Origin of the sequence: Prescottella equi, from assembly GCF_002094305.1 — a bacterium.
Lineage (GTDB): Bacteria > Actinomycetota > Actinomycetes > Mycobacteriales > Mycobacteriaceae > Prescottella > Prescottella equi.
Map to the genome: position 1 here is coordinate 142,037 of NZ_LWTX01000007.1, position 25,315 is coordinate 167,351.

The 25,315-nt window shown below is 69.5% G+C and carries 19 protein-coding genes and 1 riboswitch; of the genes, 9 read left to right on the forward strand and 10 right to left on the reverse strand.

Annotation, left to right across the window (positions count from 1 at the left end):
• Window positions 1-48: 48 nt before the first annotated feature.
• A complete protein-coding gene (locus A6I89_RS17665) occupies window positions 49-1,782 on the reverse strand; it encodes an acyl-CoA dehydrogenase family protein (RefSeq protein WP_022595360.1) in 1,734 nt (577 codons plus the stop codon).
• 183 nt (window positions 1,783-1,965) lie between these two features.
• On the opposite strand from A6I89_RS17665, the gene A6I89_RS17670 reads away from it, so the two are divergent.
• Genes A6I89_RS17670 through A6I89_RS17695 form a run of 6 tightly spaced genes read left to right on the forward strand, consistent with a single transcriptional unit; the run spans window position 1,966 to window position 8,996 of the window.
• Window positions 1,966-2,898 (forward strand): oxygenase MpaB family protein, encoded by a 933-nt coding sequence (locus tag A6I89_RS17670; protein WP_022595358.1) that lies wholly within the window; start codon window positions 1,966-1,968, stop codon window positions 2,896-2,898.
• Window positions 2,899-2,925: 27 nt separating this feature from the next.
• Window positions 2,926-4,281, forward strand: a complete 1,356-nt coding sequence (locus tag A6I89_RS17675) for a cytochrome P450 (RefSeq protein WP_022595356.1) — start codon at window positions 2,926-2,928, stop codon at window positions 4,279-4,281.
• Between the two features lie 18 nt (window positions 4,282-4,299).
• On the forward strand, window positions 4,300-4,899 hold the full coding sequence (locus tag A6I89_RS17680; protein ID WP_005513826.1) for a TetR/AcrR family transcriptional regulator: 600 nt from the start codon (window positions 4,300-4,302) through the stop codon (window positions 4,897-4,899).
• Between the two features lie 43 nt (window positions 4,900-4,942).
• The gene (locus A6I89_RS17685) at window positions 4,943-6,520 is read left to right on the forward strand and encodes a succinic semialdehyde dehydrogenase (RefSeq protein ID WP_005513827.1); all 1,578 of its coding nucleotides are present in this window, start codon (window positions 4,943-4,945) and stop codon (window positions 6,518-6,520) included.
• Between the two features lie 11 nt (window positions 6,521-6,531).
• Complete coding sequence (locus A6I89_RS17690; protein WP_022595353.1) at window positions 6,532-8,154, forward strand: AMP-binding protein; 1,623 nt, start codon at window positions 6,532-6,534, stop codon at window positions 8,152-8,154.
• Window positions 8,151-8,996, forward strand: coding sequence for an SDR family NAD(P)-dependent oxidoreductase (locus A6I89_RS17695; protein ID WP_005513829.1), 846 nt, complete (start codon window positions 8,151-8,153; stop codon window positions 8,994-8,996). The genes A6I89_RS17690 and A6I89_RS17695 overlap by 4 nt, the downstream gene beginning before the upstream one ends.
• A gap of 48 nt (window positions 8,997-9,044) precedes the next feature.
• Here A6I89_RS17695 and A6I89_RS17700 read toward each other — a convergent pair whose 3' ends face one another.
• On the reverse strand, window positions 9,045-10,790 hold the full coding sequence (locus A6I89_RS17700; RefSeq protein WP_022595351.1) for a proline--tRNA ligase: 1,746 nt from the start codon (window positions 10,788-10,790) through the stop codon (window positions 9,045-9,047).
• Between the two features lie 251 nt (window positions 10,791-11,041).
• Here A6I89_RS17700 and A6I89_RS17705 point away from each other — a divergent pair, with 251 nt between their 5' ends.
• The 3 genes from A6I89_RS17705 (at window position 11,042) to yaaA (ending at window position 15,428) form a co-directional block, all read left to right on the forward strand.
• Window positions 11,042-13,069: a hypothetical protein gene (locus tag A6I89_RS17705; protein ID WP_232244713.1), complete on the forward strand. Its 2,028-nt coding sequence runs from the start codon at window positions 11,042-11,044 to the stop codon at window positions 13,067-13,069.
• A gap of 184 nt (window positions 13,070-13,253) precedes the next feature.
• The gene (locus tag A6I89_RS17710) at window positions 13,254-14,594 is read left to right on the forward strand and encodes a hypothetical protein (protein WP_022595347.1); all 1,341 of its coding nucleotides are present in this window, start codon (window positions 13,254-13,256) and stop codon (window positions 14,592-14,594) included.
• Between the two features lie 90 nt (window positions 14,595-14,684).
• The gene (gene yaaA, locus A6I89_RS17715) at window positions 14,685-15,428 is read left to right on the forward strand and encodes a peroxide stress protein YaaA (RefSeq protein ID WP_022595345.1); all 744 of its coding nucleotides are present in this window, start codon (window positions 14,685-14,687) and stop codon (window positions 15,426-15,428) included.
• On the opposite strand, the gene A6I89_RS17720 is transcribed toward yaaA, so the two are convergent.
• From A6I89_RS17720 to mqo, 8 genes are all read right to left on the reverse strand, one after another.
• A complete protein-coding gene (locus A6I89_RS17720; protein WP_022595343.1) occupies window positions 15,421-16,287 on the reverse strand; it encodes a DMT family transporter in 867 nt (288 codons plus the stop codon). The genes yaaA and A6I89_RS17720 overlap by 8 nt on opposite strands.
• A gap of 74 nt (window positions 16,288-16,361) precedes the next feature.
• Window positions 16,362-17,768 carry an MFS transporter gene (locus A6I89_RS17725; protein ID WP_232244935.1) on the reverse strand — a complete coding sequence of 469 codons (1,407 nt, stop codon included), beginning with the start codon at window positions 17,766-17,768 and terminating at the stop codon, window positions 16,362-16,364.
• Window positions 17,769-17,854: 86 nt separating this feature from the next.
• Entirely contained in the window at window positions 17,855-19,081 is a 1,227-nt protein-coding gene (gene cobA, locus A6I89_RS17730) for a uroporphyrinogen-III C-methyltransferase (RefSeq protein WP_022595340.1), read from the reverse strand.
• A 46-nt stretch (window positions 19,082-19,127) separates the two neighbouring features.
• The gene (locus A6I89_RS17735; RefSeq protein ID WP_022595339.1) at window positions 19,128-19,490 is read right to left on the reverse strand and encodes a cobalamin biosynthesis protein; all 363 of its coding nucleotides are present in this window, start codon (window positions 19,488-19,490) and stop codon (window positions 19,128-19,130) included.
• Entirely contained in the window at window positions 19,483-20,865 is a 1,383-nt protein-coding gene (locus tag A6I89_RS17740) for a cobyrinic acid a,c-diamide synthase CobB (protein WP_044990862.1), read from the reverse strand. The genes A6I89_RS17735 and A6I89_RS17740 overlap by 8 nt, the downstream gene beginning before the upstream one ends.
• The gene (gene cobO / locus A6I89_RS17745; protein WP_022595337.1) at window positions 20,859-21,473 is read right to left on the reverse strand and encodes a cob(I)yrinic acid a,c-diamide adenosyltransferase; all 615 of its coding nucleotides are present in this window, start codon (window positions 21,471-21,473) and stop codon (window positions 20,859-20,861) included. The genes A6I89_RS17740 and cobO overlap by 7 nt, the downstream gene beginning before the upstream one ends.
• A 43-nt stretch (window positions 21,474-21,516) precedes the next feature.
• A complete protein-coding gene (locus A6I89_RS17750) occupies window positions 21,517-23,418 on the reverse strand; it encodes a magnesium chelatase subunit D family protein (RefSeq protein WP_022595336.1) in 1,902 nt (633 codons plus the stop codon).
• Window positions 23,419-23,469: 51 nt separating this feature from the next.
• Window positions 23,470-23,563: riboswitch (adenosylcobalamin-variant (AdoCbl-variant) riboswitch) on the reverse strand.
• 96 nt (window positions 23,564-23,659) lie between these two features.
• Window positions 23,660-25,195, reverse strand: a complete 1,536-nt coding sequence (mqo, locus tag A6I89_RS17755) for a malate dehydrogenase (quinone) (RefSeq protein WP_022595335.1) — start codon at window positions 25,193-25,195, stop codon at window positions 23,660-23,662.
• Window positions 25,196-25,315 lie beyond the last annotated feature (120 nt).

The window sequence follows — 25,315 nt, forward strand, 5'->3', positions numbered from 1 at the left end:
GGCACCCGTCATCCGTTCGGCCGACACCGACCGCTGACCACGGCCGATCTAGCCACGCATCTCGTAGGCGCCGTCGTACGCGGCCACCTTCTCCCACACCCGTTCGAATCGGGCGGCGTCCACCACGGGCTTGCGGATCACGCCGAGCGCCCACTCCTGTTGTGCCTGCGTCGACGACGGTTTGCCGTGCAACGCCACCGCGTGGCCGGAGAAGTCGCGGATGAGAACGTCGAAGATCTGCTCGAGGAGATCCCGGTCGAGCCCGACGATGTCGGCCTGCTCGAGGATCAGCTGTCCGTAGACCACCAACTCGAAGAGGTGGCCGAGCGTGAGCAGGAAGTCGAGGTCGGCGAGTTGGGCCTCGTCGGGGCCGGCGGTCGCGAGCAGTTCACGGAAAGCGAGCGCCTGTTCGTGGAACCGCGCGACGTCGGGAATGTCGCCGTGTTCGACGTATGCGCGGGTCCAGTCGTGGAACTGCACCTTTCCCGAACCCCGGGCCGGGCCCTGCCGCCAGAAGAAGTCGTCGTCGGTGGCGTCGGTGCGGGTGCCGACCTCCGGATACTCGGCGGGCGCGAACAGGTAGTTGGGCATGAACTTGAGGATGAGTGCGACGTTGACGTGCACAGTGCCCTCGAGTTTCGGCAGCGTGCCGATCAGTTCGGCAGCCTCCCGGAAGTACGTGTCCTTCTCGTAGCCCTTGGCGGCGATCACGTCGTGCAGCAACGCCATCACCGTCTCGCCTTCCGACGTCACCTTCGCTTTCGTCATCGGGTTGAACAGCAGGTACCGGCGGTCCTCGGGACCTGCACTGCGGAAGTAGTCGACGGCGCGAGCACTGAACAGCTTCATCGCGATCAGCCGGGCGTAGGCGTCGACGAAGTTGGCCCGCACGTGCGGAAAATCGGTGACGCGCTTGCCGTACAGAATCCGGTTGTGCGCGTGCGTGATCGCCTCGTAGAAGGCGTGCTCGCACATGCCGATCGACGCGGTGCACAGGTTGAACTTGCCGACGTTGACGGTGTTGAGAGCCGCGGAGAACGCATCCGGCCCGGTGTGCAGGATGTCCTGCTCACGAACCGGGTAGTCGCGGAGCGCGAAGGTGCTGACGTACATCTGCCCGTGCACGACGTTGTCGATCAGCCGGTAGTGCAGGTGTCGACTGTCGACGACGAAGAACACGTACCCTTCCGCGCCCTCCACGTCGGTGCGACGGCCGAAGACGGACACCATGCCGGCCACGTTGCCGTTGCCGATGTAGTACTTGGTGCCGTTCGCACGGAACACCGCGTCCCCGCTGCCGGCCGAGTCCTGCGGGGTGAGCAGCATGTCGGTGGAGTAGACGTCGGCGCCGTGCTCGCGTTCGGACAGCCCGAACGCCATGACGCCGCCGGCGTCGAGTTGCTCGGCAGCACGCTCCCGGGCCGCGGCGTTGGCGCTCATCCAGATCGGTCCGAGGCCGAGCACCGTCACCTGCCACAGGTACCAGTACGCGAGTCCGTAGAAACCGAGAATCTCGCTCAGCGCCGCGTTCCGGGCGGCGTCCCAGCGCTTGTTGGGGTCGCCGTGCGAGTCGGCTGCGGGCGTGAGGAAGGTCGCGAACAGCTTCTCGTGCCCCACGAAGTCGAGGAAGTCCCCCGTCCAAACCGCGTGGAGGTCGTCCTGGAGCAGCCGCCGCTTACCCCGGGACTCGAACCAGGCGATCGTCGCACGCAGCAGGCGGCGCGTGTTCGGATCGAGGTCCACGGGGTCGTAGTCGCGCGGGTTCAGCAGCAGTTCACCCAATGTCCTCGCCCTCCGCAGTGTGGATGTGGCACCCGGATCGGGTCCTCCACGTCCACTGTGCGCCAGACCGCGCGCCGTTGCGGGAAATCCTCCGGAAATCTTGTCCCGCCGATCACTCACTGCTACGTTCTGACACAGAGATACATGTTTGTTCCACTGTCCCACCCTCGGCAGAAGGCACTCATGACGTCACCTCGTTCCGACTCGGCATTCGACGCCCTCATCCGCGAAGCCGAACCCGTGCTCGTCGACGACCACACCACCGAGCACTCCCTTCCACTCGGGCCCGATTCACTGGTCTGGAAGTTCTACGGCGACGTCCGCGGACTCCTCGGCTTCCAGAGACTGGCCGGCACCGAGAACTGCATCGAACAGCTCGGCAAAGCCGTCGAGGACCACTCGGTGATCTTCTCGGACACCCTCGGGCGGGCACGGCGCAGCGGGCCGCCGATCATGAAGACCGTCTACAGCGAGGATCCCCATCACTGGGGCCGCACCGTCCGCGACTTCCACCGCTCCATCAAGGGCACGATCTCCGACGGGTCCCGCTACCACGCGCTCAACCCCGAGCTCTTCTATTGGGCGCACGCGACATTCGTCGATCAGGTCCTGTACGTCACCGACACGTTCATCCGGCGCCTCTCGTACGACGAGAAGGTCCGGATCTTCGAGGAGAGCAAGCGCTGGTATGCGCTGTACGGCGTGAGTGCCCGCAACGAGCCGCAGACGTACGAGGAGTTCGTCGACTACTGGAACGCGATGCTCGACCGGTTCGTCGCGACGAAGACGATCGTGTACGCGACGGGCTACATCCGCAAGGGCGTCCCGCGGCCGCGGCGCATCCCGGCACCGGTGTGGGCCGTCCTGTCCGCGCCGATCGATGCGTTCACCCGCAACATCGTCGTCGGGACCCTTCCGGACCAGATGCGCGAGGTCTGCGGGCTGGAGTGGAACGCGAAGAAGGAGAGGCGCTTCCGCCGGTTCGCGGCGACGATGCGCGCCTTGAATCCGGTGTTCAACCGGCTCCCGCTCGGCGCGCTCTACCTCCCCTGGGCTCGCGACGCGTGGCGGCGAGTCGGCGTCGATCCCCGTCCTCTGCACAACCGACCGGCCTGATCCCACAGCGAACGCCCAGGAGTGCTCATGCGTAACAAGCAGTTGGCCCCGGTTCCCGCGGGCAGCGATCTGAAACCCATTCGCGGCACAGGCGATCCGGGCGTGATCGAGGTATTGCGCTTCGTCCGTGATCCGATCGCGATGGTGGCCCGTCGCCGAGAGTTGTTCGGCGACATCACATACCTCAACGCATTCGGACTGAAGTTCGTCATCCCTCTCACCGCCGACGGCGCCGAGGCGGTCGCGATGAATCGGCAGAAGGCGTTCGCGAACGAACCCGCCTGGGGTTTCCTGATCGGGCCGTTCTTCCGCCGCGGGATCATGCTGATGGACTTCGAGGAGCACCGCCACCATCGGCGAATCATGCAGCAGGCGTTCACGAACACGCACCTCAAGGGCTACCTGCAGGACATGCAGCCGATGCTCGCTGATCGCGTGGCGCACTTCCCGCTCGGGGACCGCATCCGGCTGCTCGACGAGTTCAAACAGTTGACGCTGGATCTGGCGCTCGAAATCTTTCTGGGGCTCGACCTGCCTCGCGACGAGGCGGACCGGATCAACAAGGCCTTCGTGGACTGCGTCGCGGCGGGCTTGTCGATCGTCCGCAAGAACGTTCCGGGCACCAAGTGGTCGCGCGGGCTGGCCGGGCGCCGGATACTCGAGGAGTTCTTCTACCGGCACCTGCCGGCGAAGCGCGCTACCGCGACCCCCGACCTGTTCTCGGTGCTGTGCCACGCACAGTCGGAGGACGGCCACACCTTCAGCGACGAGGACGTGGTCAACCACATGATCTTCGTCCTGATGGCGGCGCACGACACCTCGACCATCACGCTCACCACGATGGCGTACTACATGGCCAAGCACCCCGAGTGGCAGGCCGCGGCCCGCGAGCAGTCCCGCGAACTCCCACCCGAGATCTCGTACGACACGCTCGACCGGTTCACCGTGCTCGACGCGATCATGAAGGAGTCCCTGCGGCTGAACGCTCCCGTCCCCGGACTACCCCGCCGGGCCGTCCAGGACACCGAGATCTGCGGCCACTTCATCCCGAAGGGCACTTATGTCAGCGCCATCGGCATGGTCAGCCATCACGACCCGGCCCTGTGGACGGACCCGGAGCGGTTCGACCCCGACCGGTTCTCACCCGAGCGTGCCGAGGATCGAGTGCACCGCTTCGCCTGGATGCCGTTCGGTGGCGGCGTCCACAAGTGCATCGGCCTCTACTTCGGGCAGATGGAGATCAAGACGATCATGCACAACCTGCTGCTGCGGTACGAGTGGTCGGTGCCCGAGGACTACGTGTGGAAGCTCGACAACTCGACGTTGCCGATCCCCAAGGATCACCTACCCGTCCGGATGCGACCGCTGCGGGGATCGCGATGACGATCTCCGGCAGCCGATATGCTCCCCCTGATGCCCACGCCAGCCGAACCCTCCACGACGTCCGCGTCACCCGAGCAGGTGATGCTCGATGCCGCGCGGGACGAGTTCGAGCGCTACGGGATCCGGCGCACCAACATGGACGACATCGCGCGCCGGGCGGGCATCTCCCGCAGTACCCTCTATCGGCGCTTCCCGAACAAGGATGCCCTCGTCGAGACCCTGCTGATGCGCGAGACCGCGCTCTTCTTCGGGGCACTGGACCGGGTCGCCGAGAACCGGGATCCGCACGGCGCGGTGATCGAGTGCTTCACCCGCGGGGTCCGCATGGCACAGGAGATTCCGCTCATCGCCCGGATCCTCGAGAGCGAACCGGAGATGATCCTCGGGCTCAGCAGCCGCACCGACGGCGCGCCGATCGCGCAGGCCGCGGCGCAGGTCACCGGGGCGTTGCGGCGCAGCGGCGTCACGATGTCCGACGACGACCTGCGCGCGGTCTCCGAGATCCTCGTCCGCATCGCGGTGTCGTTGATGCTCGATCCTCGCGGTCAGCTGGATCTTTCGGATCAGGCCGCCGTGCGCCGCTACGCCGAGCGCTACCTGGTACGCCTGGTCTGGTGAGCGGTGCGCTCGGCCTCGAGCGCACCCTGTCGGGGAGGCACCGGTGACCTCACTCGCGACCACCGGCGCCGAGCTGTCCGCGCCGCCGCCGGGAATCGGCGCCGGTCTGCTGGACGACCTGCTCCGGCAGCTTCCCAGTTCCGCGCGGCTGCACCGCGCCCGCGCCCCGTTCGACGGCACCCCGCTCCCCGCTGTGCCGCAGTCCGATCCGGACTCGGTGGCCGCAGCGGCCGTCGCCGCCCGTCTGGCACAGGCACGCTGGGCCGAGACGCCCGTCGGTGATCGCGCGACGATCATGCGGCGTTTCGCTCGCGCCCTGATCACGCACGAGCGGCAACTGTGCAACCTCATGCAGTGGGAGACCGGCAAGGCGCGGGTACATGCCGCGATCGAGGTGCAGGGTGTGGTCCAGGTGGCCACCTACTACGGCCGGACCGGCGCTGCGCACCTGGCGCCGCGCCGTGCCGCGTCCGCGGTCCCGGGTGTCGTCGCGGCGCGGGTGAGGTACCGGCCCAAGGGTCTGGTCGGAGTGATCGCGCCGTGGAACTACCCCCTGTTCCTCGCGGTCGGGGACGTGATCCCTGCCCTCGTCGCCGGCAATGCGGTGGTCAGCAAGGCGGATTCGCAGACCCCGCTGACTCTCCTGCTGGCCCGGAAACTCGCCGTCGACGCCGGACTGCACCCGGACCTGTGGCAGGTGGTGACCGGTCCCGGCAGCCGGATCGGGCCGGCGCTGATCGACGCCGTGGACTACGTGTCGTTCACCGGGTCCACTGCCACAGGACGGGAGATCGGACGCCGGTGCGCCGACCGTCTCATCGGCGCGTCCCTCGAACTCGGCGGCAAGAACCCGATGATCGTGTGCTTCGACGCCGACGTCGAGGCCGCGGCGACCGGAGCCGTGCAGGCATGCTTCTCGAACGCCGGACAGATGTGCATCGGCATCGAACGGATCTACGTGCACCAGGACGTGTACCACCGGTTCGTCGAGGCACTCGTCGAACGGACCCGCCGGCTCCGAGTGGGGCCCGGGTACACCTACGACGTCGACATGGGTTCGCTCACCTCGGAACGGCAGCTCGAGACCACCGTCCGGCACGTCGAGGATGCAGTCACGAAGGGCGCGACGGTGCTCACCGGGGGCCGTCCGCGCCCGGATCTGGGTCCGCTCTTCCACGACCCGACCGTCCTCGCCGACGTCACCGACGACATGCTCGCGTTCGCGGAGGAGACCTTCGGACCCGTCGTGTCGGTGTACCGGGTGACCGACGACGACGCCGCCGTGCGGGCCGCCAACGCCGGCGAGTACGGGCTGAGCGCAAGCGTGTGGTCCCGGGATCCGAAGCGGGGCAGGAAGATCGCGCAGCGAATCGTCGCCGGCGGCGTGAACGTCAACGACGGCTACCTGTCCGCCATCGCGGCGCTCGGCGCACCGATGGGCGGCATGCGCGCGAGCGGAATCGGTCGCCGACACGGGCGCGAGGGCATCGTGCGGTACACCGAGCCGCAGACCATCACGTCCCAGCGCATCCCGACCGCTTATCCGGACCGATGCCGGGCCACGCTGCTACGCGCCCTCAACCTCGCCAATCGAGCGAAACTCTTCTTCCCACACCGCTGACGAGGAGCACCATGAAGCTTCCGGTTCCGGCCGTCCGGCTCCGAGACGAGGCCGCGGCGGCCCGCATCCTGTGGTCCGCCGGGATGGTCCCGCGCGACGCCCGCGCCGCCATCGCGGGAGTCCGGGCCGTCGTCCGGCTGGGCCCGTTCGGTGGGCTGCCGGCGTACTGCGCTGCCGTGCACGGCGACACCACCGCGGTGATCGACGACCGTGGCAGCCTCACCTTCGCCGAGTTCGCCGACCGCACCCACCGCCTGGCCGACGCCCTGCGCTCCGAGTTCCCAGGTCGCCGCCGGCAACCGAGCATCGGGATCATGTGTCGCAATCACGCCGATGCGCTGGTCACGCTGTGCGCGGCGGCCGCCGTGGGCGCCCGGGTGGTGCTGCTCGGCGCCGATTTCGGCCCACGGCAGGTGGCGGTCGTGGCCGAACGCGAACGCCTCGATGCGCTCGTCCACGACGAGGAGTTCCGTTCCGCCGTAACGGCATTCGGCGGCCGACGCTGGTGCGCTCGATACGGTAGCGAAGCGCCCGCCGACGCGCTCGACCGTCTCGTCGACCGCGGCGACGGCTCCCTCCCGCCCCGTCCGGCGCATCACGCGTCGCTGGTCATCCTCACGAGCGGCACCAGCGGCGTCCCGAAGGGAGCTCCGCGCGCCGAGCCCCGGACGTTGCTGCTGACCGCGGGCCTGCTCGAACGCATCCCGCTCCGAGGCGGAATGCGGGTGCTGTTGTCGGCGCCCGTCTTCCACGGCTGGGGGCTGCTGGTGGCGGTACTCACCCTGATGCTGGGCGGGACACTGCTGTTGCGCCCGCGGTTCGAAGCGGCGACCGCCCTGGCCGACCTCGAACGCTTCCGCTGCGGCGCCTTCGTTGCGGTGCCCACGATGCTCCGCCGGATCGTCGACCTCGGCGACCGGGTCCGGAGCGCGGATCTCGCTGCACTACGCATCGTCGCCAGCGGCGGCGCTCGGCTGGAACCCGCGCTCGTGCGGGCGGTCTCGGATTCCTTCGGCCCGGCACTGCACAACCTGTACGGCTCGACCGAGGCCGCGTACGTCAGTATCGCGACGCCGTCCGATCTCGTGGAAGCCCCGAACTGCGCCGGGCGCCCCACGCTCGGCACCGTGCTCCGGATCGTCGACGACACGGGAGGTGCCCTGCCCGTCGGCGTGGAGGGCCGGATCCTGGTGCGCACGCCCGCCCAGATCGACGCCTACACCGACGGCACCCGACGCTCCGGCGACGACGGCTTCCTCGACACCGGCGACCGTGGGCATCTCGACGAACTGGGCCGGCTGCACGTCTGCGGCCGGTCCGATTCGATGATCGTCTCCGGCGGCGAGAACGTCTTCCCCGAGGAGGTCGAGCTCGTACTTCTCGACCATCCGGCGATCGCGGACGCGGCCGTCACCCCGGTCGACGACGACGAGTTCGGACAGCGCCTGCGCGCATACGTCGTCGCGGTCGGAGACGAAGCCGTCGACGAGGCGGCGATTCGCGCCCACGTGGCCGACCGGCTGCCGCGGTCCCGGATGCCCCGCGACGTCGTCTTCGTCGACATCCTCCCCCGGGGATCGTCAGGGAAGGTCCAGCGCGGCACGCTCGATGACCTGAAGGAGAAACACACATGAGCGGTATCGACCCGATGGGCCGCGTCGCGGTGGTCACCGGCGGCGCTCGGGGCATCGGCTGGGCCACGGCCGCGGCCCTGCGGAACGCCGGGGCGCACGTCGCGATCGGCGACCTCGACCCGGCTCGGACCGCCCTCGCCGCCGAGGAACTCGGCCTTCACGGCGCATTCCTCGACGTCACCGACACGTCGTCGGTCGAGACCTTCCTCGACGACGTCGAATCGCGACTCGGCCCCGTCGCGATCTGGATAAACAACGCCGGCATCATGCCGATCGGTCCCGTCCTCGAACAGCCGGATGCAGTGATCCGACGGGCCGTCGACGTGAACGTGCTGGGAGTGATGAACGGCTCCCGCGCCGCCGCTCGGCGCATGACACGGCGCGGCGAGGGGCGGATCGTGAACGTCGCCTCGATCGCCGGACGCATCCCCGCGCCCGGTATGGCCGTCTACAACGGCACCAAGTTCGCGGTCGTCGGGTTCGGCGAGGCACTCGACGCCGAACTGCGCCACCGAGGTGTGCGAGTGTCGACGGTCCTGCCGTCGTTCACGAACACCGCGCTCGTGTCGGGCACGGCGCCCGGCCGGATGACCCGGCCCATACCCCCGGAGGAGGTGGCGCGGGCCGTGGTCACCGTGGTCCGCCGAGGCAGACGCCAGGCCGTCGTACCACGCCGCCTGTCGACGGGAAGTGCGTTGTGGCAGCTGTTCCCGCGACCCGTCGCGACGACACTGCGCCGGACGCTCGGGCTCGACACGGTATTCCTCGACATCGGCTCCGGCCGGGCCGACTACGACGCCCGGATCGCCCGGGACGCATACCCGTCCGAGCCGATCGACTGACTCCCGGAGTTCGGTCGCCGTGGCGCGGCGACCGACCCGGGGATCGGATCAGCTGCGGACCGCGGTGAGGATCTCGTCGAGCGCGGCGTCGACGGGCACCTCACGGGATTCCCCGGTGAAGCGGTCGCGCAGTTCCACGTTGCCCTCCGCGAAGCCGCGGCCCACGACCACCACCAGTGGGACACCGATCAACTCGGAGTCCTTGAACTTCACACCCGGCGACGCCTTGCGATCGTCGAACAGGACGTCGACGCGAGCCTTGTCCAGCTCGGCAGCCAGGGCCTCGGCGCCCTCTCGGGCGGCATCGTCCTTGTTGGCGATCACGAGGTGCACGTCGAACGGGCTGACCTCGGACGGCCAGCGCAGCCCCTTGTCGTCGTGATGCTGCTCGGCGATCACCGCGACCAGTCGGGAGACGCCGATGCCGTACGAGCCCATGGTGGGACGGACGGGCTTGCCGTTCTCGCCCAGCACGTCGACGCCGAAGACGTCGGTGTACTTGCGACCGAGCTGGAACACGTGCCCGACCTCGATCCCGCGGGCGGCGACCAGTGCGCCGGCACCGTCGGGCGAGGGATCGCCGTCGCGCACCTCGGCGGCCTCGATGGTGCCGTCGGGGGTGAAGTCCCGTCCGGCGACGAGGCCCACGTAGTGCTTGCCCTCCTCGTCGGCGCCCGTGATCCAGCTGGTGCCGTCCACGACGCGCGGGTCGACGAGGTAGCGGACGCCGTTCTCCTGCAACGCCTTCGGGCCGATGTAACCCTTCACCAGGAAGGGGTTGTTCCTGAAGTCCGTCTCGGTGAGGAGCATATACTCGGCCGGTTCCAGCGACGCTTCGAGGCGCTTCTCGTCCACTTCGCGGTCACCGGGGATACCGATCGCGAGCAGCTCCCACTCCCCGCCGGGCACACGGGTCTTCACCATGATGTTCTTCAGCGTGTCCGCGGCCGTGACGGTCCTGCCGAGGTCGGCCCCGTTGGCCCACTCGACGAGGGTGTCGATGGTCTCGGTGTCCGGGGTGTCACGCACCTCGGCGGGGGGCAGTCCGTCGAACGGGACGGGCGCCGGCGCGAGCGTCTTGACGGCCTCGACGTTGGCGGCGTAGCCGGATTCGAGGCAGCGGACGTAGGTGTCCTCACCGATCTCGCTCTCGGCCAGGAACTCCTCCGACGCGCTGCCGCCCATCGCCCCCGAGGTGGCGGAGACGATGACGTACTTCACGCCGAGACGGGCGAGGATCCGTTCGTAAGTGTCGCGGTGCGCCTGGTAAGACGCCGTCAGGCCCTCGTCGGTGAGGTCGAAGGAGTACGAGTCCTTCATGACGAACTCGCGGCCGCGAAGGATGCCGGCACGGGGCCGCTCCTCGTCGCGGTACTTGGTCTGCACCTGGTACAGGGTGACCGGGAAGTCCTTGTACGAGTTGTACTCCCCCTTCACGGTGAGCGCGAAAAGCTCCTCGTGCGTGGGGCCGAGCATCATGTCGTTGCCCTTGCGATCCTTGAGACGGAACAGGCCGGCCCCGTACTCGGTCCAGCGGTTCGACGTCTCGTACGGGTCGCGCGGCAGCAGCGCGGGCAGCAGGATCTCCTGCGCGCCCATCGCGTTCATCTCCTCGCGCACCACGCGCTCGACCTCGCGCAGCACCCCCAGGCCCAGTGGCAGCCACGAGTAGACGCCGGGCGCGATGCGCCGCACGTAGCCGGCGCGAACCAGGAGCTTGTGGCTGGCGACCTCGGCGTCGGCCGGGTCGTCGCGGAGGGTGCGGAGGAACAGGTGCGACATGCGAGTGATCACGGGGCACCAGCCTAGTCGGTTGAACTGCGGAGACCGATCGAGGGCACGGGTCCCGGCGATGGTTCGGACACCACTCGCGGGTCGGTAATACGCGTAAACCGCGTAACACACCCAAATCCACCAAACTCGAGGTAGCTTAGCCTCGCCTTTGTAATCACAGGCTTACCTCTCTCCGTGGCTTCTGCACGCAGCCGCGGCTGTGACCAGGAAGAAGAAAGATGCACGCGTTACGCAGGGCTGCCCTCGCGACCATGGCAGTCGCGATGTCGCTGGCGTTGCCGGTCGGCATTGCCGTATCCGCCCCCTCCACCGGCGGCGGACCGGTTGCCCAAGCCGCTCCGAGCACTCCGGTCACAACCGTCTCCCCGAAGACCGGCCTGAAGGACGGCGACACGATTTCCGTCTCGGGCGCCGGATTCTCCGGCGCCGGCGCCGGGATCTACGTCGGGCTCGTCCAGGACGACGCGTTCTCGTCGACCAACGCCGGCGCGTGGATGACGATGGAATTCATCAAAGCCGCCGACATCGCCAGCGGCGCGTGGAGCACCCGCGTCACCGTCGCCGCCACCAAGGGCGCCTTCGACTGCATCGAGAACGCCTGCTCGATCTACACCGTCGCGGCCCACGGTTCGAGCGATCGCTCGCAGGACACCAAGGTCCCGGTGTCGTTCGCGGCCGTGACCCCGACGACCACACCGGCACCCACCACCTCGACACCCCCGCCGTCGACACCCCCTCCGTCGACGACGCCTCCGAGCACCACGACACCGAAGCCGACCACCACGGCGCCGAAACCGACGACGACCGTTCCGACGACCACGCCGCCGCCGACCACCGCCACGCCCCCGGTGACCGGCAGCGGACCGCGCGTCAGCGTCGGCAAGACCAGCGGACTCAACGCCGCAGGAGACAAGATCAGCGTCCGGGGCAGTGGATTCTCCACCACAGGCATGGGCATCTACGTCGGCATCGCGCAGACGAACAAGTACTCGTCGACCAACGCCGACATGTTCTACGGCACCAAGTACATCAAGCCGACCGACATGCCGGGCGGCTCCTTCTCCACCACGATCGACGTCATCGGCGCCTTCCCGAACGGCGACTGCATCAACAACGAGTGCGCCCTCTACACGCTCGCCGCGCACGGCTCGTCGGACCGCAGCCAGGACACCAAGACCAAGATCACCTTCGTCGGAACCGCACCGCCGGTCACCGGCGGTGGCGGCGGTGGCGGCGGGACCGCAACCGGCCCCGGCGCGGCGGGCGCAGCCCCCGGCACCACGTTCACGGCGAACAGTGGCCTGTCGGTGTCGCTCTCCAAGTCGAGCGACATCAACCCGGCCGGCGAGACGGTCACGGTGTCCGGGTCCGGCTTCTCCGGCGCGGCCCCCGGCCTCTACGTCGGCCTCGTCCAGGACAACGTCTTCTCGGCGGCCGACGCGTCGGTGTGGATGACCTCGGCTTTCGTCAAACCCGAGCAGATCTCGGGTGGCAACTGGTCGCTGTCGGTGGACATGGTGGCGACGCGGGGCGCGTTCGACTGCATCAAGAATGCGTGCTCGATCTACACCGTGATGGCGCACGGCTCCTCCGACCGGAGCCAGGACACCAAGACGCCGGTGAGCTTCGTCGGCGGCGTCGCCCCGGGCACCGTGACCGCGCCTCCGGCGCTGAATGCCGCAGGCGCTCCGGGCGCCGCGAAGACCGCGGCCGTGACACTGTCGAAGGCCAAGGGCCTGAAGGTCGAGGGCGACGAGATCACCATCTCGGGCACCGGGTTCTCGGGTCAACAGCCCGGGATCTACGTCGGCCTGATTCAGGAGAGCAAGTTCTCGACGACCGACGCGGGCGCCTGGATGACGACCGCCTTCATCACGCCCAGCCGGATCAAGGACGGCGCGTGGTCGACCAGCATGAAGGTCCAGGCCGTCAAGGGCGACTCGGACTGCACGAAGAACGCCTGCTCGATCTACACGATCGCCGCGCACGGCTCGAGCGACCGCAGCCAGGACACCCAGACGCCGGTCAGCTTCGGCGACGACCCCGACGCCCCCAACGCAGACAAGGCCGCAGCCGCGGCCCTGACCGCGGACGGCGGACCCACCGACGGCGGCACCTCCGCCGCGGCGAACGAGTCGAACACGTCGGACTCCGCGATCCGCAATCTGGCGGACGCGATCTCCGACGGCACCGCCTGGATCATCCCGCTGCTCGTCGGCGCCGTCATCGGAGCCGGATTCGCGGTCGCGACCACTGTCGCGCTGCGCCGCCGGGCGTAGCATCGCCGCCTCGGGTGGGGCATCCGTGAACGGATGCCCCACCCGAGGCGTGCCCGAAACTGCTGGAACACAATCCATTTCGCGCGAAAGCGAACAGAGCAACCTCTTTACTCCGCCCCGAGCAAAGGCTAGCTTTACCTAAGTTTCGCCTACCTCTCGGCGAACCACACCAGAAAGTAGGAAGATGCGCGCGCTAACAAAGTCCGCGGTCCTGGCGGTTGCCGCCACGGTCGCCTGCACGCTGCCGATGGGCGTCGCGGCAGCGCAGACCAGCCCGTTCGGTTCGCTGGGCAGCCTCGGTTCCAGCGATCCGGGCCCCGAGACCCCGGCGCCCCAGGTGACGGTCTCGAAGTCCGCCGACATTTCCGCGGCCGGTGAAACGATCACGGTCACCGGCAGTGGGTTCTCCGGCGCCGGCGACGGCATCTACGTGGGCCTGGTGCAGGACGACAAGTTCTCGGTCACCGACGCGGCCGCGTGGATGACCACCAAGTGGCTCAGGTCGACCGACATCGTCGGCGGTTCCTGGAGCGCCGCGATCGACGTCGAAGCCGTCAAAGCCGGCTCCGACTGCCTGGTGAACGCCTGCTCGATCTACACGATCGCCGCGCACGGTTCCAGCGACCGCAGCCAGGACACCCGGACCCCGATCACGTTCGCGCAGCCGATCGTTCCGGCCGGTCCGGCGGTGACGGTCTCGAAGTCCACCGGCCTGACGAACGACGAAGAGCTCACGGTCACCGGCACCGGCTTCGGCCGCGGCGGCCAGGGCATCTACGTCGCTCTCGCACAGGTCGACAGGTACTCCAACACCGACAGTGCCGTCTTCCACTCCACCAAGTGGATCAAGCCCGCCCAGATCGTCGACGGCGGGTTCAACACCACCCTGAAGGCCACCGCGATCAAGGGTGACGCGAACTGCTACGAGAACGCCTGCGCGATCTTCACGCTCGCCGACCACAACACGCTCACCGACCGCAGCCAGGACACGCAGACACCGGTCACGTTCGCTCCGCCGGTCGTCGTGCCGACACCTACGGTCACCGCGAACAAGACCACGAATCTGGTCGCCGGTGACACCATCACCGTCTCGGGCACCGGGTTCCAGGGTGCCGCCGCCGGCACCGGCATCTACTACGGCATCGTCCAGGACGACCAGTTCTCGACCACGAACTCCGCCGCATGGATCACCACGGCATTCGTCACCCCGGCGCAGATCGTGGACGGCTCCTGGACCGGCAGCATCTCCGCGACCGCGCTGAAGGGCAATTCCAACTGCTACGTGAACGCGTGCTCGATCCGCACCGTGATGGCCCACGGCTCCACGGACCGGACCCAGGACACCCGGACGCCGATCACCTTCGCCCCGCTGCCACCCGCGAACGCGGTCGTCGATGCTCCGGAGATCGAGAACGCCGCCAGCGTCCACTCGTCCTCCGACAGCGGCCTGCCGATCGCTCCGCTCGCCATCGGTGGCGCCATCGCCGCCGGTCTGGCGGTGACGGCACTGCGTCGTCGCGTCTGATCCGACACAGCTCCCCCGGCCTGGCCTTCGCCCTTCGGGGGCGGAGGCCAGGCCTGTTTCCCGTCGGCAACACCGGTACGGTTACCTACTGTGCTGGTGTTGCTTCCCCCTTCCGAAACCAAGTCAGACGGCGGCAAGGGCGCGCCGCTCGACCTCGGCGAACTGTCGATGCCGCAGCTGACCGAGACCCGCGAGATGCTCGTGTCGGCGCTCGTCGACCTCGCGGCCGACACGGAGGCGTCGAACCTGGCGCTCGGGCTCGGCCCCAAGCAGGCCGACGAGATCGAACGCAACGCCAAGGTGTGGGTCTCCCCCACCCGTCCAGCGCTCGAGCGCTACACCGGTGTGCTGTTCGACGCCCTCGACGCGAAGTCGTTCACGAAAGTGCAGCGGGAGAAGGCGTTCCGTCGGCTCGCGATGGGCTCGGCGCTGTTCGGCGCCGTCCGCGCGGGCGATCCCATCCCGGCGTACCGGCTGTCGGGCGGCTCCAAGCTGCCGGGCTTCGGCACGCTGCAGTCGCTGTGGAAGCCGGAGTTGACGGACGCGCTGCTCTCGGAGGCCGACGGCGGTCTGGTGGTGGACCTGCGCTCGGGCACCTACCAGCAGTTGGGCCCGGTGCCCGACGCGGTGATCGCGACGGTCCTCACCGAACAACCGGACGGCTCACGCAAGGTGGTCAGCCACTTCAACAAGCACCACAAGGGGCTGCTGGCGCGGGCACTGACGGTGACCCGCGCGGAGCCGTCCGACATCAAAGGTGTGGCCCGGGTCGCGGCGAAGTCGGGACTGCGGGTGGAGATCGCGTCGGACTCGGAACTGATCATCCTCACCTGACACCGCTCGGTACCGCACGGACCGCGGCGCCGCTCTCGTGTGCGGCGGCGCCCCGGGCGAGCGCGACGACCGAGACCGCCGTCGCGACGAGCGCACCGATCAGCAGCAGGCCCACGCCGCGCCCCACGTCGAGGTATTCCCCGAGCACCACGAACCCGAGCAGCGCCGCGACGGCCGGTTCCGAGACCGTCGTCGCGGGCAGCGACGCCTGCAGTTCCCCGGTTCGGAACGCGAGTTGCTGGATCCCGACGGCGGCCGCGAACACCGCGATCAGCACGTACACCTCGAGCGACGTCAGCAGCGAGATCGGCCCCCGTGCGAGCAGGTGAACAACGGACTTGGTGAGCACCGCTCCCACACCGAACAGCGCGCCACCCGCGAGACCGAACAGCAAGGCGCGCCGGGCGGCGGACCCGCTCCGAGCACCGAGCAGACACAGCACGAGCGCGGGCACCCCGATCGCCGCGACGACCACCCAGTGCCACGTCTCCGCGCGCTCGGCACCCGGTTTGGGATCACCGACCACCACCAACAGCGCGACGGCCACCGTCAGCGTCGCCGCCCACGCCCAGTCCGACGGCCGCACAGCCCGGCCCGACAGCCGCGCGCTCAGCGGCAGCGCGAACATCAGCGAGAGCACCAACAGCGGCTGCACAAGCAGCAGCGACCCGACACCGAGGGCCGCCGCCTGCAGGACGTAGCCGCCCGCGCCGGCGAGGGCCCCGGCCCACCACGTGCCGTCGCGCAGTGAGGCCGACAACGACGTCGTCGCGGCCGCCCGTTGGCGCATGACGTTCCCCATCGCGATGCACAACGCGGACGCCAGCGCGAGCAGGACGGACAGCAGGGTCTGGGCCACTCGGGGAATCCTAAGGCGCTCCGCACCTGTGCGCCTTTTCGGTAGTGCCGGCTACCAAAAAGGCGCACGGGCGGTTACGCCTGCTGCGCCGCCTTCTCGGCGGCCTGGGCCTGCGCCACCTGCTCGGGCGTGAACCGGATGAACAGCGCGGCGAGGGCGGCGAGCGCGGCGAGGATCGCGCAACCGAGCAGCGCGAACGTGTAGCCACTGGAGAGGGCGTCGAGTTGGGCGGGCGTCATGTCCGCGGCCGGAATGCCGGACACGCCGCCCTCCGACAGGGTCCTCGACGTGGCCATCGCACCGACGATCGCGAGACCGACCGGGCCGAACAGTGTCTGCGCCACCTGAGCGATCGCCGCGAGCGGACCGATCTCGCTCGGACCGACACCGGCGATGGCGCACAGCGGCAGCGGCACCACCGCGAGGCCGACACCGAAGCCCACCCCGACCACGAGCACGAACAGGTTTCCGACATACGTCGCGGACGCGTCGAGCGTCGAGCCGTACATCAGCCCGACGAACGTGATGAGTGTGCCGGCGACGACGAGCCAGCGCGGCTGCACCTTCACCGCGATCTTGGAGGCCACGAACGCGGCCGCGCCGAGTCCGAACGCGAACGGAACGAATGCCAGACCGGCGCGCAGCGGGGTGTAGGCGAGGACGTCCTGCACGAACAGCGCGACGAACGGGGCGAGCGAGAACATCACCATGCCGACGAGGGCGAGGGAGATGAACGTCGCGACGCGGCTACGGTTGCGGAACAGCGTGAACGGCAGCAGCGGGTTCTCGGCGCGACGCTCGACCGCGAGGAACCCGCCCAGCAGGACGAATCCGCCGACCAACCCGATCAGTACGAGCGGGCTGCCCCAACCCATCTCGGGCCCCTCGGTGAACCCGAACACGACGCCGGTGCAGCCCAGGGTCGCGAGGATCGCGCCCGGGACGTCGAGTTTGAGGCGCTCGGCACCCGTCTCCTCCAGCGCCCGGAAGGCGAGCAGCAGGATGACCAGGCCGATCGGGACGTTGATGAGGAAGATCCACCGCCACGACACCTCGGTGAGCGCGCCGCCGACGATCAGCCCCAGCACCGAGCCGACACCGGTCATCGCCGCGAAGATCGCGATGGCCTGATTGCGCACCGGTCCGGGCGCGAACGTCGTCGCAACGAGTGCCAGTGCGGTCGGAGACGCGATCGCGGCGCCGACACCCTGCAGGGCGCGAGCAGCGACGAGGGTGGCCTCGTTGGTCGCGAGCCCACACAGGAGCGACGTGACCGTGAACAGGGCCACGCCGCCGATGAACACCCGTTTTCGGCCGAACGCATCGCCGAGCCGACCGCCCAGCAGCATCAAGCCACCGAACGTGAGCGCGTACGACGTGATCACCCAGTTGCGCCCGGAATCGCTGAGCCCCAGGTCTTCCTGGATCTTGGCGAGCGCGAGCGAGGCGACGGTGCCGTCGAGCACCATCATCAGCTGCATGCCGCTGAGGACGACGATCGCGAGGCCGAACGCCCGCGTGGTCACGGGGTACTTCACGGCGGTGGAGTCAGACACGAGAGTTCACGTTACCGAGAGTCTGCGGAGAACCCGGCCACCGTGCCGATGACCACGATCGCCGGCGGGCGGATGTTCTCCTCCCGAACCCGGGCCGCGACGGTTGCCAGGTCGGCCCGCAGGACCCGCTGGGTGCGCAGGGTGCCCTCCTGGATCACGGTGACCGGCGTCTCGGCGGGGCGGCCGCCGGCGACGAGAACGGCCGCGAACTGCTCGATCCGTTCCACCGCCATGAGCAGCACGATGGTGCCGCGCAACTTCGCCAGCGCCGCCCAGTCGACCAGCGAGTCCGGGTGGTCTGGCGCGACGTGACCGCTCACGACCACGAACTCGTGGGTGACGCCGCGGTGCGTGACGGGGATGCCCGCTGCGGACGGCACGGAGATCGCGCTCGTGATGCCGGGGACGACGGTGACCGGGACACCGGCGGCCGCGCACGCCTCGAGTTCCTCGAAGCCGCGGCCGAACACGTACGGATCGCCGCCCTTGAGCCGGACCACGAACTTGCCGGCCTTCGCATTGTCGACGAGCGCGGCGTTGATCGCCTCCTGCGCCATCGCGCGGCCGTAGGGGATCTTGGCGGCGTCGACCACCTCGACGTGCGGGCCGAGTTCGGCGAGCAGTTCCGGGGGCGCGAGGCGGTCGGCCACGACGACGTCGGCGCGAGCCAGCAGCCGGCGGCCGCGGACGGTGATGAGGTCCGGATCGCCGGGGCCGCCGCCGACGAGGGCGACGCCGGGCGCGGGTGCCTCGTCGGTGTCGGTGACGGCACCGGACTGCAGTGCCTCGATCAGCGCGGTGCGGACCGCGGCCGAACGCCGGTGCGCGCCGCCCGCGAGCACGCCGAGGGACAGTCCGTCGAAGCTTCCGGTGGCCGGGGTGACGGCGGTGCCGTCGCGGGCGCTGTCGGCACGGACGCAGAAGATGCGACCCCGCTCGGCCTCGGCCACGATGGCCGCGTTGGTGTCCGGCTCGTCGGTGGACGCGATCGCGTACCAGGCCCCGTCGAGGTCGCCGTCGCGGTAGTCGCGCAGCTCGAGCTTGATCTGCCCGGACGTCGCCATGCCCTCGACGGCCGGGGTGACTTCGCGGCTCACGACATGGACATCGGCGCCGGACGCCACCAGCAACCCGAGGCGGCGCTGGGCGACGGTGCCGCCACCGACCACCACGACACGACGGTCCGTCAGGTTGAGTCCGACCAGGTAGCTGGTCTCGTCACCGGCGGAAGCAGACACTCGTCTCCCCGTTCTCCAGAAATCGTTCGGTTGTCATCTCGACAGATCACGAAACACTACGGGCGACCGCGACGGTCACGCCATTCGTCACGTGCTTCGTCACAATCAGCGGGCCGCCGTCCGACGCGAGGAGCGCGGCGGCTTCGGCGACGCTCGGCGTCCCCACCGCGTCGTCGACCGTCGCCGCGGGGTTCGGCACGGCCACTGCCGCGAGTTCTTCGGCCGGGAAGCCGACCAGTGCGGTTCCGAGTACCTCGGCGGCATCGCGGAACGGCGGATGTTCCGTCTTGCGGTCCAGGGTGGCGAGTACACGCACCGACTCGTCGCCACAGACCTCGACCACGGCGGCCACGATGTCCGCGGCGCCCACGCGGCTGCCGGCGCCGACGCCCACACACAGGTCACCCACGGGCGGCCTCGACGAAGCGGCGGATCGCGTCCGGGTTCCCGGCGGGATGCGTGTGCAGATACGACGCGTGCACCGACCCGGCCGTGAAGCCCTCCCGGGTGGCCCCGGCGTCCCAGGCCCGCCACCCCCAGGCCGGGCCGAAGCCGTCGGCGACACCGGCGTCGAGTGCGGTGCGATGGAACTCGTGTCCGGTGACGCGGGTTCCGGCGTCGAAGAGCACGGAATCCGTCACGGCCACAGCCTCCCGGTAGCCGAGGGTCAGGCGCTTTCCGAAGCGGGCGTCGACGTCGATCACACCGGCCATAGCGTGCCCGTCGAGGCTCCGGGTCAGGTACAGCAGGCCCGCGCATTCGGCGTGGACGGGAGCTCCGTCGGCGGCGAGCTGCCGAACCTGCTGCAGCAGAGCCCTGTTCGCCGACAGCGCCACCGCATGCTCCTCGGGGAAGCCGCCGGGGAGCACCAGTCCCGCAGTGCCGGCGGGCAGTTCGTCGTGCAGCGGGTCGAACACCACGACGTCGGCGCCCGCGGCGTCGAGCAGTTCGCGGTGCTCGGCGTACCCGAACGTGAACGCGACACCGCCGGCGAGCGCGATCACCGGACGCGGACCGCTCGGGACCGGTCCGATCTCGGCTGCCGGATCCCACGCGAGGTCGCCGACGGACGAATGCGCGAGCCCCCGGATCGCATCCAGGTCCAGGTGCGCGGCGGCGAGTTCGGTCATGGCGGCGACGGCGTCGAGCGCGGCCCGGCCGTGTTCGACGGCCGGCACCAGTCCCAGGTGTCGGGACGGGACCTCGAGTTCGGCCAGGCGCGGCACCGCCCCCAGAACCGGCAGGCCCACCCGCTCGCAGGCCTGCCGCAGCACCTGCTCGTGCCGGGCGCTGCCGACCCGGTTGAGGATCACGCCGCCGATCCGCACGGCGGAATCGTAGGTCGAGAAGCCGTGCAGGACAGCGGCGAGGCTCTGGCTGTGACCGCGCGCGTCGATCACCAGGACGACGGGCGCAGCGAGGGCGGCGGCGACCTGCGCGGTCGACCCCTCAGCCGACGGCGCCGACGAACTCGGGTCGATCTTGCCGTCGAACAATCCCATGACGCCCTCGACGACCGCGATGTCGCAGTCGTCGCTGCCGTGCCGGAACAGCGGGCCGATCCGGTCGGCGCCCACCAGCACGCTGTCGAGATTGCGGCCGGGCAGACCGGCTGCCAATGCGTGGTAGCCGGGATCGATGTAGTCCGGCCCGACCTTGAACGGCGCAACCCGATCCCCGGCGGCGCGCAACGCGCCGACCAGGCCGGTCGCGACGGTCGTCTTACCGCTGCCCGACGCCGGCGCCGCGATGACGACGGCCGGGGTGCTGGGGGCGTTCACCATTCGATGCCGCGCTGGCCCTTGCGGCCCGCGTCCATCGGGTGTTTGATCTTCGTCATCTCGGTCACGAGGTCGGCCGCGTCGATCAGCGCCTGCGGCGCGTCCCGGCCGGTGACGACCACATGCTGGTTGCCGGGGCGGTTCCGCAGTGCGTCGACGACTTCCTCGGTATCCACCCAGCCCCATTTGAGCGGGTAGGTGAACTCGTCGAGCACGTAGAAGCGATGCGTCTGCGCCTCGAGGCGGCGAGCGATCTCACGCCAACCCTCGAGCGCGGCGGCGGCGTGGTCCTCCTCGGTGCCGTGCTTGCGTGTCCACGACCACCCCTCACCCATCTTGTGCCACTCCACGGCCCCGCCGACGCCGCTGGTGGTGTGCAGCTCGCCGAGCGCGCGGAACGCGGCTTCCTCGCCCACCTTCCATTTCGCGCTCTTGACGAACTGGAAGACGCCGACGTCGAAGCCCTGGTTCCAGGCGCGCAGCGCCATCCCGAACGCGGCCGTCGACTTCCCCTTGCCGGGGCCGGTGTGGACGGCCAGCACCGGCTGGTTGCGGCGCTGGCGGGTGGTGAGTCCGTCCGCGGGCACGTTCTCGGGTACTCCCTGAGGCATTCTCGAATCCCTTTCTCGGGCTTGCCTGTTCGGTCGACGAAGATCAGGCGGCAGCGCGGACGACGCCCGCGACCTGCTGCGCGGACAGTTCCGTGAGGCGGACGTAGCCGCCCCGCAGGTCGCGCGCGAGGTCGGCCGCCAAGCCGAGGCGGACCATGCCGGTCTCGCAGTCGACGACGATCGATGCGGCGTTGGTGTCGGCCAGCATTCCGGCGGCCCGCCGGGCCCGCGCGACGGCGTCCTTCGCCCCGGTCGCGCGGCCGTCCGTGAGGGCCACGACCAGCGCGCGGCGACGCGGATCGCGGATCTGCTCGCGCAGGACGACCTGACGCGCCTTCAGGAAACCCGCCGCGAGCGGCGTGCGACCGCCGGTTCTCATCGCGCGCAGGCGTCGGACGGCGACGTCCACCGACGACGTCGGCGGCAGCACCAGTTCGGCATCCGTGCCGCGGACGGTGATCACCGCGACCTTGTCCCGACGCTGATAGGCGTCGCGCAGCAGCGACACGACGGCGCCGGTGACGGCGGACAGTCGATCCCGGGCCGCCATGGAACCGGACGCGTCGACCACGAACAGCACCAGGTTGCCCTCGCGGCCTTCCCGGACGGCGCCGCGAATATCGCTGGGGGCCAGCCGCATCGCGCCAGCGGTGCGCCCTCGCTCGGTCTGGTGTTCGGCGGCGGCGAACAGGGTGCCCACGAGGTGCACGCCCGTTCCCGGTTCGGTGGTCGCCCGCACGGCGCGGCCACGGGTCGAACGCGAGCGGGACCGCCGGCCCGGAGCCCCGTCGCCCACCCCCGGAATCTCGAGCAGTCGTGCCCGGAACTGTGGGCCGGGCGCGCCGGCCTTGCGTTCCGACCCTGCGCCGCATCCGGATTCCGGCGATTCCTGTTCGCTCGCTTGGGATTTCGAGTCATGCGTGGACGCTTCCGGCTCCGACGGCGATGCGCCGCCACCAGGCCCGTCGGGATCGGGTTCGGACTCCTCCTGCGCACGCGCGTCGGCGTCGGCCTGCTCCATCGCGTCGTCGAGCTGCTGCGGGTCCAGACCCGGCTCGTCGAACGGGTCGCGCCGACGGCGGTGCGGCAGAGTCAGTTCGGCGGCGATCCGCACGTCCTCCTCGGTGACGGCGTCCGCCCCACGCCACGCGGCGTGCGCGGTCGCGGTGCGCGCGAGCACCAGGTCGGCGCGCATGCCCTCGACGTCGAACGACGCACACACCGACGCGATGCGGCGCAGTTCGGCGTCGGACAGTTGGACAGCGTCGACCACGGCACGGGCGTCGGCGATCCGCCGGGCCAGGTCGGCGTCCTGCTCGGCGTACCCGGCGGCGAAGCCGTCGGGGTCACGCTCGTAGTCGAGACGGCGGCGGACCACCTGCATGCGCACGTCGACATCGCGCGACGCGGCGACGTCGACCGCGAGGCCGAACCGGTCCAGCAGCTGCGGGCGCAGCTCCCCCTCCTCGGGATTCATGGTCCCGACCAGGACGAACTCGGCCGGGTGCGAGTGTGAGACGCCGTCGCGCTCGACGTGGACACGACCCATGGCCGCGGCGTCGAGCAGCACGTCCACCAGGTGATCGTGGAGAAGGTTGACCTCGTCGACGTAGAGCACGCCCTGATGGGCGTCGGCGAGCAACCCGGGCTGGAACGCACGTTCGCCGTCCCGGAGTACCTTCTCGAGGTCGATCGAGCCGACGACACGGTCCTCGGTCGCGCCGACCGGCAGTTCCACGAGCCGGGCCCGGCGTCCCTCGCCCACCTCGGGCAGCAACGCGGTCAGTGCACGTACGACGGTGGATTTGGCGGTGCCCTTCTCGCCCCGCACCAGCACGCCACCGATGCCCGGGTGGACGGCGCACAGGATCAGCGCCAGCCGCAGCCGGTCCTGCCCGACGATGGCGCTGAACGGAAACCCGGCAGGTTGGTGACTGTGACGCAACGATCGAATCCCTTCACTTCCCGGTTTCCTCGCCGAGAGCTTGGCCTTGCGAAACGTTGCGGCATTCTGGCTTCGGGTGCACCTCGTGCGCCCTCACAGTGGCGGGACCGCGCCTGATTCTCACAGGACTTCCCCGCAGACGTTTCTCTGCTGCTGCACCCTACCGTGCCGAGGACGACGGCCCGACAGCACACCGCCGCGGCCCGGAGTCGGAACTCCGGGCCGCGGCGGGTGAGAGGTGTCAGACGGTGGCGGACTCGACCACCGGAGCGGCGTGCGCAGGCGCCGATGCGGGGACGTCGCCGAGTTCGAGCGAGCGGGTGCTCCAGTCCCACACCTGCTGGAACAGGTCCGGGTTGTCCGAGAGCTTGAGGCCCAGCGACGGGACCATCTGCTGCAGCTTCGGCGTCCACGCCTGGAACTCCCGCGGGAAGCAGCGCTGCAGGACGTCGAGCATCGCGGGCACCGCGGTGGACGCGCCCGGGGACGCGCCGAGCAGGCCGGCGATCGTGCCGTCCTCGGCGTTGACGACGGCGGTGCCGAACTCGAGCACACCGCCCTTGCCCTTCTTGCGGATCACCTGTACGCGCTGGCCGGCCGTGATGAGCTCCCAGTCGCCGCCGGTCGCGCGCGGCACGAACTCGCGCAGCGTGTTGATGCGGTCGGCGGGCGACTGCATGAGCTCACCGATGAGGTACTTGGTCAGACCCAGCTCCGTCAGACCGACGCCGAGCATGGACGTCAGGTTGTTCGGCTTGACCGAACCGGGCAGGTCGGTGACCTTGCCGTTCTTCAGGAACTTGGGCGACCAACCGGCGTAGGGGCCGAACAGCAAGCCCTGCCGCCCATTGATGACGCGGGTGTCGAGGTGCGGCACCGACATCGGGGGCGCACCGACGGCTGCCTTGCCGTACACCTTGGCGCGGTGCTGGGCGATGAGCTCCGGGTTGGTGCAGCGCAGGAACTGGCCGCTCACGGGGAAGCCGCCGAAGCCCTTGGCTTCCTGGATCCCCGACTTCTGCAGCAGGTGCAGCGCGCCGCCGCCGGCGCCGACGAACACGAACTTGGCGTTGACGGTCTTCTTGGCACCGGTGCGCAGGTTCTCGACCTTGACGAGCCAGCTGCCGTCGGACTGCTTGGTGAGGTTGCGGACCTCGTGCCCGAAGAACACCTGGCCGCCGGACGCGCCGACGTAACCCAGGAGCTGCCGGGTGAGCGCACCGAAGTCGACGTCCGTGCCGGACTCGGTCCAGTTCAGAGCCACCGGGTCGGAGAAGTCACGCCCCTTGGCCATCAGCGGCAGACGCTCGGCGAAGAACTCCTCCGACTCCGAGTACTCCATGCCGGCGAACAGCGGGTGGCCGGCGAGCGCGTCGTAGCGCGCACGCAGGTACTTCACGTTGTCGGCGCCGTGCACGAAGCTCACGTGCGGGATCGGGTTGATGAACTCCTTGGGATCGGTGAGGATCCCGTTGTCGACCGCGTACGCCCAGAACTGCCGGGAGACCTGGAACTGCTCGTTGACGTTGACGGCCTTGCTGATGTCGACGCCGTCGCCCTTGGCCGGGGTGTAGTTGAGCTCGCAGAGAGCCGAGTGGCCGGTGCCCGCGTTGTTCCACGGGTCGCTGCTCTCGGCCGCGGCGGCGTCGAGTCGCTCGAAGGTGGTGATCGACCAGTCAGGCTGCAGCTGACGCAGGATCGCGCCGAGCGTTGCGCTCATGATGCCCGCACCCACGAGCACTACATCGGTCTTCGCCACTACGTTCTGCTCTGACACTGGAGAATCGACTTCCTTGTCTGTTCACACGCGACCTGGTTCGCACGCATCGCCCGCTCGGAGACATCGCGTGGACAGACCGCTTTTCGCGCGCCTGTGGCGCTTAGGTTACCTGTGCGT